Source organism: Psychrobacillus sp. L4 (assembly GCF_042944905.1).
Lineage (GTDB): Bacteria > Bacillota > Bacilli > Bacillales_A > Planococcaceae > Psychrobacillus.
The window spans coordinates 3,375,736-3,393,716 of the sequence record NZ_CP168496.1 but is presented as its reverse complement, the minus strand read 5'-3'; the positions used below and the strand labels follow the sequence as shown (position 1 = coordinate 3,393,716).

Genomic DNA, 17,981 nt, shown 5'->3' with positions numbered 1-17,981 from the left:
GTTGGGAGTGTAACAAGTGAAGAATAAATGGTTTAAAGTGTTCCTCGTTTTTGTTTTCGCATTCAGCTTTATTTCAATTAATGCAGTAAATGCTAATGCCGAAACAACAAGAGTTATGTGGGGAAAAACGGAGTTAAAGAAAGGTCAAATAGGTAAGGTCACAGTACTAAGCAATACAAATCTTCTAGACAATAATTTGAAAAGTGTTCGTACGTTAAAAAAAGGCGATGAATTTAGAGTTTACTCTTATAAAAGCACGAATGGTGGCTTATATGGACTCGGTGGAGGACAATTTGTCAATAAGGGTTCTTCTATTAAATATGAAACACCTTCGAAAAGTAAACTGGCTCTATTAAATATCGTGAGCAAAAAACCGCTAGAAGTAACCTTTATTGATGTTGGACAAGGAGATTCTATATTAATCAAAACAGCTAACGGCAAAACAATGCTAGTGGACGGCGGTAAAAAGGGAAGTCATGTCGTAAGCTTCTTATCTTCAAAAGGGGTTTCTAAACTGGATTATGTAGTTGCTACTCATCCAGATGCGGATCATATTGGTGGGTTAGTGGATGTTCTACATTCATGTAGTGTTGGTACATTTATCAATAGTGGAAAAGCACATACAACTCAAACGTATGCAGAATTATTAACCTTAGTAGGAGATAAAAAGATTAAATATAAAGTTCCTAAAATTGGGGATAAGATTTTACTCGATGAAAATATTGATATTACTGTTTTAAACGTAAACGAAAATGCTAGCGATACCAATGACGCTTCTATTGTTTTAAAAGTAACATACGGCCAAGTTTCTTTCCTCTTGACTGGTGATGCTGGAACGAATATTGAAGAACAAATGTACAAGAAATTTAATGTGCAATCAACCGTACTAAAAGCTGGTCACCATGGCTCAGATACGAGTAGCTCCAATGCTTTTATTCAAAGAGTGAAGCCACAAGTAACTATATTAAGCTACGGAAAAGATAATTCATACGGACATCCACACACAGCTGTAGTTAGTAGGCTTAAAAATGTTGGCTCTAAAATTTACTCAACTGCGGAGTCTGGTAGTATTACTGTATCAACAGATGGTGTAACTTATTCTGTATCTGCAAAACCGTGGACTGGTAGTGGGACAGGTGTCGTTACATCTAAACCAGCACCAGCACCACCTACGGCACAAACAGTATTTAGCAATTGCACTGAATTGAGAAAAGTGTATCCAAATGGAGTTTCCAAAAGTAATGCAGCGTATCAAACCAAAATGGACCGCGACAATGATGGTTGGGCTTGTGAAAAATAACTGAAAAAATTAGAGGATAGCTCAAAATAGAGCTATCCTTTTTTTAAACTTAAACGGCTAATATATCGCAATGACCTAAATTTATGGTAAAATATAAATAATAAATTCATAAATGATGGTGAGAAAATGCGAACAAAAAATCGTTTAGTTGCTACTGAAACAAAATACTATAGACCTGAGTTTTCAAACTGTCCAACTTGTCAATCTAAGTTAGATTATTGTCATACAGTCTCTAAAAAGACCATTTCTACTCTGGATGGGGTAAAAACCATTATTAACATGGGGTATCGCTGTACGAACCCAACATGTGAAAATGCGTCGACTGTATTTCGTTCTGCACAAGCAGAACACTTAAGTATAAAACACATCACATACGGGATTGATGTCTTGGCTTTTGTTGGAGAATTACGTTTTAAAGAGCACAAAACTCGAATAGAAATAATGAACATTTTAAATCAAAGTGGGGTTGTCGTTTCAGAGCGTCATGTCCAGAAATTATATGAAAGATACACGGTTTTACTGCGCGCCAGCGTGGTGGAAAACAGTAAAAATATGCTTAATGAAATGGTGGATAAGCATGGTGGGATCATTCTTTCTATGGATGGGGTACAGCCTGAAAAGGGGAATGAAACACTTTACGTGATTAGAGAAGTTCTTAGTGGGACGATTCTAGCGGCCAAGAATGTGAAAAGTAGTTCCACGGAAGAACTAATGGAATTTATCAAGCCTGTCTTAGATTTGGGATTTCCAATTCTAGGTTTTGTCAGTGATGGTCAGAAATCAATTCGACTTGCGTTTGAAACTTTGTCTCCAGAAACACCTTATCAGTACTGTCAATTTCACTATTTAAAAGACATCGCAAAACCAGCTGTGGATAAAGATCGTAAGTTAAAAACAAACATCAAAAAGAAACTGCGCGGAATACGCGAAATTGAAAAAAAGGCTTTAGAAGAAGATCATCTAGAATCAGAAACAACTCTAGCATATACTGCGGCAATCCGTTCTGTTTTATTAGAAGATGGATGTCCGCCTCTTGATTTACCAGGAATGAAGATTTTTGAACAGACAAAACTGATTCAAAAATCGATCGAAAATTGCCTGGAAAAAAAGGGCTCCTCTAATACTTAAAAGGTTGTTCAGAATAGTCAGTAATGTTGATTCCTTTCAAAAAGAATACCAACAAGTTGTTAGACTAAATACGCGTATTAGACGCATCGCTACTATATTAGAGCCTTCCAAACGTAAAACAAGCGATTCTGTTAGAAATAGATTAGCTTCTTACCTAAAGGAGATAGAACGAAAGTTAACAAAAGAAGAAGATGAAGAGTTTGTAGATAACTTGAAACGGTATAGCAAAGGATTTTGGAAAGGATTATTTGCGTGTTATGACTATCCGATTTTACCTAGAACAAACAATGATCATGAGTTGTTTTTCCGTAGAATTAAGCGTAGACATCGAAGAATTACTGGTTTGCGTTCTTGGAATCGCTACATTATGAGACACGGGGAGTATATTGTATTTGCCGAAGATGCAATAGATGACCCAAACATTATCCAACGCCTCTCATCGGTAAGTCATGATAAGTATTGTGAAGAAAATGAAAGTTGGAATGAAAGAAAAAGTGAACATGTGAAGAGATATCGATATAAAAGAGATCCATCCTCGTATCTTAAAAATATAGAAGAAAAATGGCTAAACCAATAATTGTGTTAGTTTAGCCGTTTAAGTTTTAAAATGGATTAAATTATTCATTTTTCAGGGTGTCAGATTACACTTATTATCAACCCAAAGTTAATAATATTAAGTTATAATGAATATAACGCATTCATTCAACAAACCGGGTATCAAAATAAAAGAGAAGAAAGGAGATTTAATACTATGTTAAAAACAATCGTATTTGAAGAACTAAAACGTGCGATGAAAGAGAAGGACGTGCTTGCTAAAGGGGTACTGACGTTAGTAAAATCAGCACTTGATAATGCCGAAAAGGAAAAAGGTTCAACGCTTACTCCAGAAGAAGAAACTGCTATCGTGAATCGTGAAATTAAGCAAACGAATCAAGCGCTAGAAGGTGCTCAAAAAGCGAAACGTGAAGACTTAATAAAAAAAGAGGAAGCAAAACTAGTATTACTAAAAAGTTTCTTACCTAAGCAATTAAGTGACGAAGAAATAGTAGTGGTTCTAACAGAGGCTGGAATTGTTAAAGGTATGAACATGGGGGATGCGATGAAAATCGCAAAGCCGTTACTTGTTGGAAAAGCAGACGGGTCGATTATGTCAAAAGTCGTAAAAAGTTTGATTTAAAAGGAGAGTGCCATAGCACTCTCCTTTTTTTCTTCGGCCCGTTTTCTAATTGGTTAATTTGCTTCAAGAGTTATACCTCCCTACAAGCTATGTGCCGCTTTTATTTCAAGGACACGTTCGACGGATAATTCGGTTATTTTAGCAATAAAATCTACATCCACATTTTCTGCCAAAGATTTACGTGCAATTTCCTCTTTTTCAGCAAGTCTTCCTTGCTCTAACCCTTGTTCTAATCCTTCCTCCCGTCCTTCTGCTCGACCTTTATCTCTCCAAGAGTTAGGCAGTTCAAAAAACTCTTCCGAATTCTCCCATTGGTTAATCTGTTTCACAAGTTCTTCCTCCTCTACTTTATCTAGTTTTAAGTAGTATTCAAAAAATCCGTTGACCAATTCAGATTGTGCAGGATTCAACTTCATGCGTACAAGCATTTGCAAAAAGGCTATTTTCACTTGCACTTTTTCTTTTGCGGTGTAGCCCATCTTGCTCATTAATGGGGCTGCTGCTGGATTATCCGCTTTAATATATGCCCGCCTATCCTTTTGGAGGAGTTCTAGCTTTTTATATCGGAACGTTAGCACGTGGAAATGGGGAAAAGCTATTGTAAATTCGTCTTTCGTCTTTCGTATTTCTGTTTTCATCGTATGAAAAGACGGCAATCGGCATTATTGGTTTTCTTAACTTATCCCGTTTTAACGGGCAGTAAGATTCCAAAAAGAAAAAGGAAACAACTGCCCGTAGAAACCCGAATGGTTCAACTAACAATCAGTGGGGAAGAAAAACCCCCACTGATTGAAGTTTCACTTTTTTATATAACAAACTGTAATATTGAAACATTCTCTCGTTGAAATGAGGTTGGTAAGAGCTTTGCGGCTCGATGTGAATAATAATAGCCGTTTCAACGCCTCTCATTTACGTCTCTATGACAATGTCTAATCTACGCGTTCTCCATCAATTAAATCCGTATAAACCTCTTCGGATAACTGTTTCACCGCCGTAAAATCGACAAATTGGTGCACCTCTGGGAAAAATGCCTCTAAAAATTCTTCGAAAAAGTTGCTGATAAGTTCCTTAAATAATTGATCGTGTTTTTTATATGCTGGGGATTTTTCGTGGATGAAAAAAGTGGGCTTCTTCGGGTTCATCCAAGAAATAATAGGTTTCTCTCGAGGAAAAATGAATTTGGCATTGACAACACATCCTTTTCTATAAATCGATTTCCAAGTCATGATGTCATTTCTGCACTCATTATAAGATGAATGCAACTTAAAATCAATAAAAATGACTGAAAATTCAGTTTCTAATAAAACGTTAATAAAATTTTTCCACACCAATCTCCCGCGTGTCAAACTCCATTTGTAGCTGACACCGGAAATATGGTGAATTAGTAAACCCGACTTTCCCATTCCTCATAAAACTCAAACAAATGAGTTTGGTGTATTTTTTCGAAAACACCGCAATAATAGCCTGCTAGATTACGGATCTTTTTATGCTTAGCAGCTTGCAATGAAATCGTTAGTGCCTGATAACCAATATCCTCATAAAACTCCCGTTCTTGTGGAAATAGCCGAATGGCACGATAAGAAAGACTACGATAAACGCCAAATAAATGACTAACGGTCTTCTGATCACTTCCAAGCATTGCAAATACAGTGGCTTTAAACTGTTGGTAGAATGTAAGATTATTCTTTCTAGAAAAGTTATCCACAGTGCCGACGTTTTCGCTAGAATACGTATTATGAAATAATTCTTTTTTAGAGATTAAAGAGATATCGGTTTCTTTTTGCGAAGAAGTGGGCTGATCCTCACATATTACTGGCTTTGTCTCTTCTCCCCGAGCTGTCAAACTCGAGTGGTCATCGAAAGGTAAAATAACTAAAATATTAGCACCATACCCCTTAGAAACTTTTCGAATGGTAGGAATCTTTTTAATGATCGCTAGCTTTTCTAATTTACGTAAAGTCCTTCTAACCGTAGCCTCTGACTTATTCGCCGCATGACAAATTGTCTCTACTTTCAAATGAGCTGCACCAGGAAACTTGCATGCATACTGAGCTAACAGAGTGATCAAAGCACGATCCGTTTCATTCATTTCCCCGTTATGTTCCATGATGTGTTTTTCAACATGTATATCCATTTCTTGAACCGTTTTAAATGATTGATAAGCCGCAAGATAAATAGTCAACTCTTCTTTCCTCCAATTTCGCTAATGATAAGTCGCTTGTCATTAACTAAATAGAAGGATTTTGGAAGAAAGGATATATTGATTAGAGAAAAATTATTTGAATATCCTTACAAAGTGTCATTGGATTACATTGAATAGGTCTAGAAAATACTTGAAAAGGCAACACTTCATGCTCAGTTGAGTCGGTTTCTTTTCAATAAAACAATAAAACAACCGCCCAAAACAAAACCAAGCAAGATGAACAGCCTCAGCTATCCTGTGTTAGACTCAAATGTTCCTCAATTTGTGGCTAACGCATGGGCGCGGCTCCCAGAATCCACCCGAAATACTATGACTCCGAATAGAACCACAAATGCTTATGAATCAGAAAAGCCACTTTGTACAAGTTTGATGGTCGTTTAAGACAGAGAAGCACTTTTATTACAGGCTTAAAATGATTAGCACAGCGATATTATTAGCACATAATAAAAAGTCAGAAGAAAAAATTCATGATTTAATAATAAAGATCAAAATGGATATACGACATATCCGCAAATAAGTACAAAAGGGAATTTTTTTCATATGTTTGCGCTTATTTTGAAATATGTCGTATGCAATTTTTTCGAATTTTACATCTTGCATATAAATTACAACTCCTCTCATTTTTTTTAAAAGAGAGGAGTTGTTTTTGAATGAATATCCAGTTAACTAGCATAAGATTGATTTAAAATTAAACCTTGTTGTTTTGTTTATTATGACTACTTTCCGTGATTCTTTTTAATTTCGATAATACGTTCGACTGATAATCCGGTTATTTTAGCAATGAAATCTACATCAACATTTTCCGCCAAAGATTTACGTGCAATTTCCTCTTTTTCAGCGAGTCTTCCTTGTTCTAATCCCTCTTCACGACCTTTATCTCTCCAAGAGTTAGGCAGTTCAAAAAACTCATCCGAATTCTCCAATTGGTTAATCTGTTTCACAAGTTCTTCCTCCTCTACTTCATCTAGTTTTAAGTAGTATTCAAAAAATCCGTTGACTAATTCAGATTGTGCAGAATTCAACTGCATTCGTACAAGCATTTGTAAAAAGGCTATTTTCACTTGAACTTTTTCTTTTTCGGTGTAGCCCATCTTGCTCATTAATGCGGCAGCTGCAGGATTATCTGCCTTAATATACGCTCGCCAATCCTTTTGGCGAAGTTCTAGCTTTTTATATCGGAAAGTCAGCACGTGAAAATTGGGAAAAGCTAACGTAAATTCTTCTTTCGTATTCCTGTTTTCATCGTATGAAAAGACGGCAATCGGCATTATTGGTTTTCTAAGCTTATTATATAACAAACTGTAATAACGAAACATTCTCTCGTTAAAATACGGTTGATAAGAACTTTGCGGCTCGATATGAACAATGATAGCCGTTTCAACTCCTCTCATTTTGGTCTCCATGACAATGTCTAGTCGGCGCGTTTCTCCATCAATTAAATCCGTATAGACTTCTTCCGACAACTGTTTCACTGACGTAAAATCAACAAACTGGTGCACATCCGGAAAAAAAGCCTCTAAAAATTCTTCAAAAAAGTTGGTGATTAGTGTCTTGAATAATTGATCGTGTTTTTTATATGCTGGGGATTTTTCGTGGATGAAAAGAGTGGGATTCTTTTGGGGCATCCAAGAAATAATAGGTTTCTCTCGAGGTAAAAATGATTTTGGCATTGGCGACACATCCTTTTCAATAGATGGATGTCCAAGTCATGATGTAATTTCTGCCTTAATTATAAGATGAGTACAACTTAAAATCAAATAATTAATTGAAAATTCGGTTAAAATATGCGCATGCAAGGCAATACAAGAACTAGAACAACTCGGGTAGGATAATTCCGGAAAAAGATACTCGCTTTCCGCGGACGAATCACCGTGCCTCTTGGGTCAACACGATATTGGTCATAAGGCATTTCCTCAGGAGGAGGCGCCATTATCCTTCCTTCCTATTTCACGCTACGTGCAGGGTCTCGCATCTTTTCCTCTATCTATTAATCAAGGAATGTTCTCCGATGGTATCAAAAGAATTGCTCCAGCGACCCAGTGTCAGACTCAATTGTTCCTTAAATTGTGGATGACACTGGGTCGCGTGTTAAAGGTCCAAAGAAAATTCGTTATTAAATTCATAGATATCAAAATCGATACACGACATATCCGTAAATAAGTGCAATATAGAAACTTTTCTCATGAATTAACATTTATTTTAAAATATGTCGTATGCACTTTTTCAACTTGTATGTTTATTGGCATTTTCCTATACCTGGATAAAGATCGCATTAGACATAAATATTAAAACTATACAGATTCATCTAGAAAATTGTTAAATGAATGGTAATATAGAGGGAATGCAATATTTATTTGAACATTTAATTATTTTTATTTAGTAACAAGAAACCGACTTTTCCTAAATTATTTTTGTGAAGATAGAAGCTAACGAAAATACAGACTCAGTCTTAAAAGGAGGCGTTAAAATGACGGGATTTGCTAAAAAGTCATTATTAGAACGAGTGAAATTAGTTATTAAAGACAAAGAAGAACTCCGAGTACCCATCCTTGTGAAAGAGGGTGTTTCAGCACAAAGAACAATAGATTCATTACAGAATAATATAGAAATAGAGAAGTCGTCAGTAATTCAAAAGGAATTAATGCACAAAATGAAAATTTTAGAATTAGGATTATATGGTGAAAAAAGTGTTCAATTTGAACTAATGAATTCTTTTATTCCCATTCATATTTTGCATGATCTCCAACTTCAACATGGGGAATGGAAGGCTCAATATGATTTTGTGGTCATTACAAGGAAATTTATACTCGTAATTGAAGTGAAAAACTATTACGGGAATATTCAAGTTACCGAAAATGGGGATTTTATTCGGAACGTCATGAAGGGGAAAAAGATAGTTTTCCAAGAAGGATTTTATAGCCCAATACGTCAGATAGAAAGACAAACAGAAGTGTTAAGAACGTTACTGCAGGAAAATGGGGTAATCGGAAATAAAACACCGATTAAACAAGTAGTTGTTTTTACGAATAACAAAACAATACTGGACTTGCAAAAAGCAAAAGAAGAGATACGAGAAAGAATTATTCGTGTAGATGGTTTAGTAGAGTATATTTCGAAGGAATTAAAAAAATCTTCCCCTGTACTCCTTCTGGATAATCGTATGTCGGACATAGGTAGATTCTTAAAGGATTCTCACAAGGAAGTAGAACTAGAAAAAGCAAATGATGCAGTGGAATTGAAATTGTTAGGAGAAACCGTAGAATCTATAGCAAATACTCCAGTAGAACAAACTCAAAATTCAAGTGGACTAGAGGACGCTTTACGAAAATATAGAAAAGAGAAAGCAACAGCAATGGGTGTGAAAGCATTTTATATTTTCTCGAATCAAACATTAGATGAAATCGTCTCTAAACAACCAACGAGCTTAGAGCAGCTATCCACTATTAGAGGAATTGGTGAAAAGAAAATAGAAGAGTTTGGGCAAGAAATTCTTGAAGTGATTCATGGGAATGGTTCGATAGACTGAAAAGCGATATTTATACTTATAAATACTTGATTCATACAGTTCAAGGAGGATAAAAATGGCTACATACATACAAACAAATTCAAGATATTTTTCATCAAACACACGGCTATGTACCAAAAACTTGTTGGATTGCCCATATGAAAGATATTGTGGGGCTTTAACCAAAGATTTCACCGAACAGAAAGTCACCTACAATTCGAATTCACCCTTGTTCTGAAAGTAAACAAGATAACCTTAAGAAAGCTTTTGTGCATTTTAAAATGATATAGAAAATCCCGTCTGTTGATTATCTAATTTCTACCAAAAAAATATAGATAAAAAGAGATACCTCTCAAATGAGAGTAAAGGAATGAGGTCACCGAAGAAAATATCTAATGGACATTTATATGGAGACAAACTTAAGTGCACAAGCAATTAATAATTTCTGTTTGAAAATTTTCAAGGAATCTGAAAATGATATAGATAAATGGCATTTTGAAACGGAAATCAAATAAAAAAATTGATACTAAGGACTGAGGTGCATCTCAGTCCCTTTTGCTTAGGTATAGTTTTATTAAAGAATCCAATTACATCCTCTCCGCTTTCTTCTCAAAATACCAATGCAACCTAAACCCACAAATCTCCTTCGTCCATTCAAAAACAACCTCATTCACGGATTCCACCACATCAAAATTCAAAGTGAATTCTTTATTATCAAATGTAATTTGTCCCTTGGATGATGCACTCCATTTAGTCATTGGCATGCGCTCTATGAGTGAAGTAGCTTTCTTCAAATCAGTATCAATAACATCAATTTTCCGTCTGTATTCTTTTGCAGTTAAGTAGTCAATAAAGAAAGGAGCAGCATCCACTGCTTTTACTGGTTCATGCCAATGGTTAGCACCTCTTGAGAGCATGTATTGCAGAAGAACCATTTTATAGCTTTTAGTTATGGCCGTTTTTTCTACTTCTTCTAGCCATTCTTTATATAGGTTATATGCTTCTAATTCTTGCACACTTAATTCATCCGCTTCTTTTAGCATTCCAACATATGAGCCGAATTCTCTTCTAACATTTGAAGTTATAATTCCTGATTTTAGATGGTAGTCAAGATAGGTTGGTCTTGATCCCATTTCTTCTTTGAGTCTGAAGTATTCATAGATGAGTAGTTGTTTATGGGATGCAGCTTTTTTAGCCATTTCCTTTATTAAATCAATAAGTTCTGTTTCCAGATTAAGTTCACAATAAGCAGGTAAGTAGGATTGAATTGTTTTTAATGCAAATTTGTCTACTGGTTCTGAATTGAAAACAGAAAGCTTTGTATCTGCATTCCGATAGTTTCCTATTAGGTCGATGATGACGCAATGAGTTTTTTCTTCTGTTAGGCGCAAACCTCGGCCGATTTGCTGGGTAAATACTGCAAGCGATTCTGTTGGTCGCGCGAATAGAAGGGTGTCGACAGACGGAATGTCTACGCCTTCATTGAACAAGTCGACAGTAAATATGATGTCGAGTTGTCCAGATTCTAATTGTTTTCTAGCATTCATACGTTCATTTCTTGGTGTCGTTCCACTTAAGGCCATGGAACGGTAGCCAGCTCTTGCAAAGTAGTTACTTAAAAAATTTGCTTGTCTGACAGTAGAGCAGAATGCGATAGTTCTTGTTTGTTTTCGTAGAGACCAAGCTTGCAATATCTTTTCAGCCATTTCTTCTCGTAACTGCACACGTGCTAGTTCTTCCTCGTCATACCCGTTTCCAATCCACCGAATATGGGAGTAGTCGGTGTCATCGTAAACGCCGTAATAATGGAAGGGAGCGAGCCAGTTACGTTGGATGGCGTCGATGAAGTGAATGCGAATTGCAACGTTTCCATCGCAAATGCTATACACGTCTTTATTGTCCAAGCGTTCAGGTGTCGCTGTAATTCCGAGTAGAAACTTTGGCTGGAAATATTCTAACACTCGTTCATAACTTGGGGCAGCTGCATGATGAAACTCATCGATCACGATTAAATCAAAGGCATCTTGCTGGAATTGATCCAAGTGAAACTTTTGAGAAAGTGTATGAATGGATGCAAAAACATAGTTGGCATCTTTATTTTTTTCAACAGCATTATACAATCCGACTGTTCTAGTTGGGTGCACATGTAGAAAGGAATCTTTTGCTTGATTTAATATTTCTTCTCGGTGTGCAATAAATAACACGCGCTTGAATTGTTCAGCGAAAAAAGCAGCTAAATAGGTTTTTCCAAGCCCTGTAGCTAGTATAACCAATGCTTTGTCGTACTCCTCCTGCATCGTTTCTTGCAATGCTTCTAATGCTAATACTTGTGCAGGGCGTGGTATCAGTTGAGCTGTTTCGGTGATATAGACTTCTTCTTGATCATAAACCATAGACTCGGTAGATGATGGTCCGAACATAACCTCTTGTTCTTCATGTTCGTTCCATTTCTGACTTAACGGAATGGTTCTATTTGCTTGTTCATATGCAGCTGCATAGGTTGCAAGTGTTTCTTTATTCAAAGTAATTGTAGAATGTGAATAAAACAGCCCCATAAATTCAGCCATTGCTTCATCGAAAAGAGTATCATTTAATGATGCCGGTGCATGGAGATTCCACTCTACTCCTTTTTGTAAGGCAGAGGCTGATAGATTAGATGAACCTACAATTAAATGATTGTTAGATTCAGAGCGAAACAAATAAGCCTTTGGATGAAAGGATAATCCGTTACTTCTATGTAGGCGAATTTCTGCACCCGAAAGTTCTTCCAATAACAGTTCTAGTGCTTGTGGCTGCGTGATATATAAATAATCACCAACTAACAATTTAAGTTCTGCATTCCGACTGAGTGCTTCTTTCAATGTTGGGAGTACGAGCTGCACGCCAGACTTCATAGCGAAAGCTGTAATCCAGTAAATGCTCGTAGCATCATGAGATAACTTTCTTAAATCTTGAATCAGATTCGACGTAATTAGTCGTAACTTATTCATCCTCAACCTCTATTAAAAATATTCCTTCCACAAATCCACCACGTTTTTCTTTCTTCGCAATACGAATTTTTTCTAGCTCCTCATATGTAGCTTCGTGAATAGGTAATGCTGCGTGGATTAATTCTAAAATATCTGCTAGTTCTTCTAATGCATCTTTGCGAGAGTTTGTCTCTGCGAATTCTTTTACTTCTTCAAATAATTTATTCTTTATTTCCGTTAGGTGTTCGGATGGATCCAGGATGCGTGTGGAGAACTTGCTACCTGTTTTTTCGATGACTTGTGGTATTAGATCGCGTACTAGTTTGTTATAAATAGGCATTGGATTTCCTCCTTTTTCTACTATTATAAAGAAAATTGGAAGTATTTAATAGAAGCCTAAAAATACAAGCTTCAATATGTTTGGGAAAAAGTTGCTAAATACCTAATCTGTTACTAAAATAGAAGTAAGAATATTCTACTAGTAAAGGATAGTATGGGGGTGGCAAGATGAAGCTGAATATGGAGCAAAGAAGAATTGTGGAATTGGAACCGAATGGGCATATGATGGTTAAAGGAGTTGCGGGGTCTGGGAAGACGACCGTAGCGATTAGACGGATCTCTTTTTTGCAGAATCACTATAGCCCTGAAGACAATGATACAATTCTTCTCGTCACTTACAATAAAACACTACTACAATATATTAAGCATCAATATCACAAACTTGCGGATGAGGAGCAGGCTCAATTAGAGACTTTATTTTCTCATGAAAGTGAAGTGAAGATTGTCAATATTGACAGTCTAATGTATAGATATTTTTCTAAATATATTCGTCGAATGAAACTTTCATTACAAACTTCTGATAATTTTTTAGAACGCAAAATAATGGTAAAAGCGATACATAAGGTACAGCAGAATTATCCTAAAAACAAAATTCTAACTCCGAAGAATAGTGATTTTTTATTGGATGAAGTTACCTGGATCAATGCTTGTCAAATTGAAGATGAAGAAACGTATCAGCAAATTGACAGGATTGGACGTGCTACAGGAGGGGGTGGTTCTCCTCAGAAGCTCATAAAAAATTCCGATCTTCGTAAGGCAATCTTTGAACTAATGGAGACGTTTAATGACATGCTAGCGAAAGAAGGGTATGTCACATTCAAACAAATGAATGTTATGGCGCTACTGGAAGCTCAACAAATGAACCATGGAAAATACACGCATATTATAATAGATGAAAGCCAGGATTTAACGAAAGTGCAGCTTGAATTTTTGAAGTGTATTTATCAAGAGAAGCCGTATTCATCGATTCTTTTTGTTGCGGATAATACACAGAGTATTTATTCCCAATCGTGGCTTGGAAAAGGAAGACCTTACACATCAATTGGATACGATATGAGTGGAAAATCCAGAATTCTAAGTAAAAATTATCGGACGACAACCGAGATTTCGAAGGCGGCTTATCAGCTCATCGAGAATGATTCGAGTATTAATGCGAATGTAGATAATGTAAAACCATCGCTAATAGATCGTCATGGTCACCCGCCAATATATCGGTTCTTTCTGACTAGCCAGGAGCAATTAGCATTTTTGGTGAAAGAAATACAGTTGCTCACGAATGATTACAGACTTTCTGAAATATGTTTGGTCGGTAAAGAGAAAAGAATTCTAGAGAGTGCAGCACAAGGATTAGAAAAAGAAGGGGTTCCCTGTGAGATTCTTCAATCCACGGAGCCAAACTTTGAATCCGACAAAGTGAAATTAGTAACAATGCACTCCATTAAAGGGTTGGAATTCAAGGTAATTTTTTTAATCGATTTGAATGATGGCGTCATTCCTAATAATCGGATATATGACATGGACGATGAAGAGACGATGGATTCCGAGGAACGAAAATTATTGTATGTTGGGATGACACGAGCAAACGAGTTATTATATATGTCTTCTGTTAAAAAGCCTTCTAAATTTATTAAAGAGATGAATTTAGAGTATCTTCGGTTGAAACGGGATTGTCAATTACGACCATTCCAATCGATCGGAATACAAGATTATCAATTGAAAAATCAACTAATGGATCCGAATTCTAAAGAGGAAGTGGTTCGGCAGTGGATGATACGTGAGCTACATCAAACGTATGCATACCCACTCGAACTATTAGAGCTAGAGTATCCTGTACAACAATTCTCACGAAAAGGATTTATCGATATAGCTGTGCATATATACACAAACGGCAATTTAGTTCCATATATTTTCCTTGAGGTAAAGCAGTTTGGAAGTGGAATTGAGGATGCAACCGAACAATTAAAATCATATTTAGAAGCAGATGCTAGAGTGCGATATGGTGTAGTAACAGATGGGCTCCAAGTAATATGCATGAATCGAGCTGGAGAGATATTAAATGACCTACCAAAATGTCAGCCCCAATTTTTACCGGAAACGAAAAATAATCGAGTGTATACAAATCTGAAAAATAATAAAAGGTACCGAGTTGCTACAGAATTAGATGATGAAGAAGTAGTGGAATTTACCGATTTGGAATCTGGTTTATTTATAAATTATGAGACGAAATGTAGTATACCACTTATCGGCAATGTTGCTGCAGGTGTCCCTATTTCGGTCAGTATCGAGTATGACAAATTCCTTACACTTCCCAAGGATTGGGTGCTATCCGAAACAGACACGTTCGCACTAACTGTAACAGGGGATAGTATGAAGGGAGCCGGCATAGACAAAGGAGATACAGTCATTGTCAACCGTCAACAATCCGCCTCTAATGGAGATATTGTTATTGCCATCATCGACGAAGAAGCCACGATGAAAAAGTTTATGCCAATGGGAGGCTATATCTTGCTGATTTCCGAAAATGAAAAGTATGAGCCCATACAAATGAAGAAAGAAGACGTATTGATTAATGGAAAAGTTATTGGTGTTATGAAAAGTCCATCATAGCAGATACAGTTACTTACCCGCATCCCTGTGCCAGCCACAATTTGAGGAACAATTGAGTCTGGCACTGGTATGCTAGAAATCCCTTCCGCAAGAGGCAGCATGTGTAATATTTAACCGTAACAATCAAAAATAAAATGATTGCGGAGTATTTTTCAGCGCACCTAGAAATACTGAAAATTTTCCAGATAAATACCCACCTTGACTGTTATTGAAATGTAACATCTTTCGTTTCCCACGTTTCAGCAAACCATCTTAATACTTGGTTATGGTGGTTGATGATTTGTTGTGCAGTTAATTCTCCAGAATCCCACGTACTATGGGCATCGGTTACTAGGGTGATCTCGTATCCTAAGCTGTAAGCATTTCTGCAAGTAGTGTCAACGCATACTTCGGATTGTATACCGGCAATTAGTAGGTGCTCAATAGAAAGTTTTTTTAGTACTTCTTGCAAGTTAGTTTTATAGAAGGCGTCAGGTGTTGTCTTTTGAATGACAGTGTCTCTGATCGCGGGTGTAATTTCAGGGTGTATTTCCCACGCTTTTGAACCGGGTTCTAACATTTTACCTAATGGAGCATTGTGTTGGATATAAATGACGGGAACATTGTTGCTTTTTGCATTTCCAATAAGCTGCAGGATGTTGCTGATCACTAATTTGTCATTGAATACTGGATTTTCTTCTAAGAACATACCGTTTTGTACATCAATAATTAATAGTGCGCTTTTTTTCATAACCTTCTCCTCTCAATCTCTATTAGTCATTATAGAATGATAAGATTAGGAATACAAATATGCTTTTAAATCAATAACAGAGGTGTTCATATGTATAAAAACAAAAGGTATTGGATCCTTATGCCGCCTTTTCTAATTGTAACAATTGCAATTATTTTCTACTCACCAGTTGAGTATAGGAAATATTCATATGTAGCCATGATTCTGTTTTGGATTACTTATTATTCTTGGGACTTTATTGCAAAGAAGAAGCTCGCTAAAAAGTGAATGTTTTAAAAAATATCATTCATACCTCAGTGTTATAAATAATCTACCTATAATTCGGAGTAATACCTGAGTTGTGTGCGACAGGGAGGGTTTAATTGGAATATGAAAACAGCCACCAAGTTTATTCAGGTGGCTGTTCCAAGTTATTGAACGGTTCCTTTGAAGTCTTTTAGTGAATCTTGCCAAACGGTTACGCCTTGGCTCATGGCGGATCCGCCACCTAGAGCTGCAGCTACTCCGATTGCTTCTATCATTTCTTCCTCCGTACCACCTGCATCCAGACAACCCTTTGTATGATAGACGATGCAATATTCGTTATGGGCATGCACGCTGATGGCGAGTGCGATAAGTTGTTTCTGTTTTTGATCCAATTTACCATCTTCGAAACATGACTCAGTGAACGCATGAAAGGACCGGGCCACATCCGGCAATTTTTCTGTGAAACTTCCCATTCCAACTTTATATTCCTGCAATACGGCTTCTGTATACGTAATTTCCTCCATGTACTTTCCCTCCTGTTGTGGGTAGTATTTGCAAGAAGTAGAAAGACATGCATTAATTTTTGAATTTACGAGCACCTCATACTAAAAAGCATGAAAATCTTCTGCCGGGTGTGATATGGTAAACTATCTACAAATAAAATTTTAGAAGGTGAATTCCATGCTAGAAGTTAGCGATAGTAAATTAGCACAGTATGTCGTGCACTATATGGCTGATGAGCTCGTGCTAGGACATGAGGCGTTTCCGCAGCCAGAGGTCATGCTAGAAGCGGCCTTTACACAACTTGCGTTCCATAAACTCGACCTAGACCAACAATACGCATTTTTTCATGAGACGGATATCGGATTAAATGAAGTGTATACATACGCGAAGAGTATTTATGATAATAATCATAATTTCCTTGAACAATCGCAACATATCGCTAAGCACTTACATAGTGTATCCCAACATCCGAATATAAAAAGTGGCGAATTATTCATTGGCTTATTTGAAAATTGCTTGTTCAATAATGAAGTCAGACAAGTAATAGCCATTGTGAAAATTGATGAAAAAGAAATGTTTTTAGATGTGAAAAATGAGCAAAATATAATGGTTGTGAACGGCATCGATGGAATTAATGTGAAGAAAGTTAATAACCTCGTCGTCATTGTCGATATGGGCCAAGACGAAGTGCCAGCAGTATTCTTGAAAACGAAAAAGAAAGAAGAGGTTGTGTACTGGCAAGAACGTTTTTTAAAGCTCAAAGTAGCGGACGAAAGCTTTCATAAAACGAATTTAGCATTAACAGAATGTAAAAAATATATTTTAAAAGAAGAGACTTTTACGAATACCGATAAACTAGGCTTTTTAAACAAAACGCTTGAATACTTTAGAAACGAAGAAAAATTCCATGTGGACAACTATATTGAAACCGTATTTGAAACAGCGGATGAAGTACAAAAAGACGTCCTTATTAATACGGTAAAGCCCTATGAAACAGAAATTTCTGAGAGTGCGATTGTGAAGGCAGAAAAAGGTTATAAGCGAAAAATTAAACTGGATGCCAATATCGAAATTCAGGTAAATGTAAGTGATATCGCGAAAGTGAATGAACTGATTGAAGTCGGCTATGACGAAGCTACGAATCGTAAGTTTTATAAAATTTATTTCGAAGAAGAAGCGTAAATATAAAGAATCCATCCCGCAACTCTTAGGAGAAGCGGGATTTTAAATTCACTTCTCTGTGTTAGAAATATGCACGTTTGTTTTTGACTCA

The 17,981-nt window shown here is 36.4% G+C and carries 15 protein-coding genes; 7 read left to right on the top strand and 8 right to left on the bottom strand.

The window, feature by feature from the left end; all coding sequences use genetic code 11:
* The first annotated feature begins 16 nt into the window (after nucleotides 1-16).
* The 4 genes from ACEPXG_RS16320 (at nucleotide 17) to ACEPXG_RS16305 (ending at nucleotide 3,605) form a co-directional block, all read left to right on the top strand.
* Entirely contained in the window at nucleotides 17-1,300 is a 1,284-nt protein-coding gene (locus tag ACEPXG_RS16320; RefSeq protein ID WP_391204713.1) for an MBL fold metallo-hydrolase, read from the top strand.
* A gap of 126 nt (nucleotides 1,301-1,426) precedes the next feature.
* Nucleotides 1,427-2,428 (top strand): transposase, encoded by a 1,002-nt coding sequence (locus ACEPXG_RS16315; protein WP_391203276.1) that lies wholly within the window; start codon nucleotides 1,427-1,429, stop codon nucleotides 2,426-2,428.
* Between the two features lie 4 nt (nucleotides 2,429-2,432).
* On the top strand, nucleotides 2,433-3,005 hold the full coding sequence (locus ACEPXG_RS16310) for a hypothetical protein (protein ID WP_391204710.1): 573 nt from the start codon (nucleotides 2,433-2,435) through the stop codon (nucleotides 3,003-3,005).
* Between the two features lie 174 nt (nucleotides 3,006-3,179).
* Nucleotides 3,180-3,605, top strand: a complete 426-nt coding sequence (locus tag ACEPXG_RS16305; protein WP_391204707.1) for a GatB/YqeY domain-containing protein — start codon at nucleotides 3,180-3,182, stop codon at nucleotides 3,603-3,605.
* 80 nt (nucleotides 3,606-3,685) lie between these two features.
* Here ACEPXG_RS16305 and ACEPXG_RS16300 read toward each other — a convergent pair whose 3' ends face one another.
* From ACEPXG_RS16300 to ACEPXG_RS16285, 4 genes are all read right to left on the bottom strand, one after another.
* Entirely contained in the window at nucleotides 3,686-4,093 is a 408-nt protein-coding gene (locus tag ACEPXG_RS16300) for a hypothetical protein (RefSeq protein ID WP_391204704.1), read from the bottom strand.
* Between the two features lie 441 nt (nucleotides 4,094-4,534).
* Nucleotides 4,535-5,008 carry a hypothetical protein gene (locus ACEPXG_RS16295; protein ID WP_391204702.1) on the bottom strand — a complete coding sequence of 158 codons (474 nt, stop codon included), beginning with the start codon at nucleotides 5,006-5,008 and terminating at the stop codon, nucleotides 4,535-4,537.
* Entirely contained in the window at nucleotides 4,987-5,787 is an 801-nt protein-coding gene (locus ACEPXG_RS16290) for a helix-turn-helix domain-containing protein (protein WP_391204699.1), read from the bottom strand. The genes ACEPXG_RS16295 and ACEPXG_RS16290 overlap by 22 nt, the downstream gene beginning before the upstream one ends.
* A gap of 737 nt (nucleotides 5,788-6,524) precedes the next feature.
* Entirely contained in the window at nucleotides 6,525-7,478 is a 954-nt protein-coding gene (locus ACEPXG_RS16285) for an Rpn family recombination-promoting nuclease/putative transposase (protein WP_391204696.1), read from the bottom strand.
* Nucleotides 7,479-8,275: 797 nt separating this feature from the next.
* Here ACEPXG_RS16285 and ACEPXG_RS16280 point away from each other — a divergent pair.
* Nucleotides 8,276-9,334: an HRDC domain-containing protein gene (locus tag ACEPXG_RS16280; protein WP_391204693.1), complete on the top strand. Its 1,059-nt coding sequence runs from the start codon at nucleotides 8,276-8,278 to the stop codon at nucleotides 9,332-9,334.
* Between the two features lie 566 nt (nucleotides 9,335-9,900).
* Here ACEPXG_RS16280 and ACEPXG_RS16275 read toward each other — a convergent pair.
* The gene (locus ACEPXG_RS16275) at nucleotides 9,901-12,303 is read right to left on the bottom strand and encodes a DEAD/DEAH box helicase family protein (protein WP_391204690.1); all 2,403 of its coding nucleotides are present in this window, start codon (nucleotides 12,301-12,303) and stop codon (nucleotides 9,901-9,903) included.
* Nucleotides 12,296-12,622, bottom strand: coding sequence for a phosphoribosyl-ATP pyrophosphohydrolase (locus ACEPXG_RS16270; protein ID WP_391204688.1), 327 nt, complete (start codon nucleotides 12,620-12,622; stop codon nucleotides 12,296-12,298). Before ACEPXG_RS16270 ends, ACEPXG_RS16275 begins: the two co-directional genes overlap by 8 nt.
* 167 nt (nucleotides 12,623-12,789) lie before the next feature.
* Between ACEPXG_RS16270 and lexA the strand changes: the two genes are divergently transcribed.
* The gene (gene lexA, locus ACEPXG_RS16265) at nucleotides 12,790-15,228 is read left to right on the top strand and encodes a transcriptional repressor LexA (RefSeq protein WP_391204686.1); all 2,439 of its coding nucleotides are present in this window, start codon (nucleotides 12,790-12,792) and stop codon (nucleotides 15,226-15,228) included.
* Between the two features lie 205 nt (nucleotides 15,229-15,433).
* On the opposite strand, the gene ACEPXG_RS16260 is transcribed toward lexA, so the two are convergent.
* Both ACEPXG_RS16260 and ACEPXG_RS16255 read right to left on the bottom strand, forming a co-directional pair.
* The gene (locus tag ACEPXG_RS16260) at nucleotides 15,434-15,958 is read right to left on the bottom strand and encodes a cysteine hydrolase family protein (protein ID WP_391204683.1); all 525 of its coding nucleotides are present in this window, start codon (nucleotides 15,956-15,958) and stop codon (nucleotides 15,434-15,436) included.
* Between the two features lie 410 nt (nucleotides 15,959-16,368).
* On the bottom strand, nucleotides 16,369-16,728 hold the full coding sequence (locus tag ACEPXG_RS16255) for a carboxymuconolactone decarboxylase family protein (protein WP_391204680.1): 360 nt from the start codon (nucleotides 16,726-16,728) through the stop codon (nucleotides 16,369-16,371).
* A gap of 157 nt (nucleotides 16,729-16,885) precedes the next feature.
* Here ACEPXG_RS16255 and ACEPXG_RS16250 point away from each other — a divergent pair, with 157 nt between their 5' ends.
* Nucleotides 16,886-17,890 carry a nucleoid-associated protein gene (locus ACEPXG_RS16250; RefSeq protein WP_391204677.1) on the top strand — a complete coding sequence of 335 codons (1,005 nt, stop codon included), beginning with the start codon at nucleotides 16,886-16,888 and terminating at the stop codon, nucleotides 17,888-17,890.
* Nucleotides 17,891-17,981 lie beyond the last annotated feature (91 nt).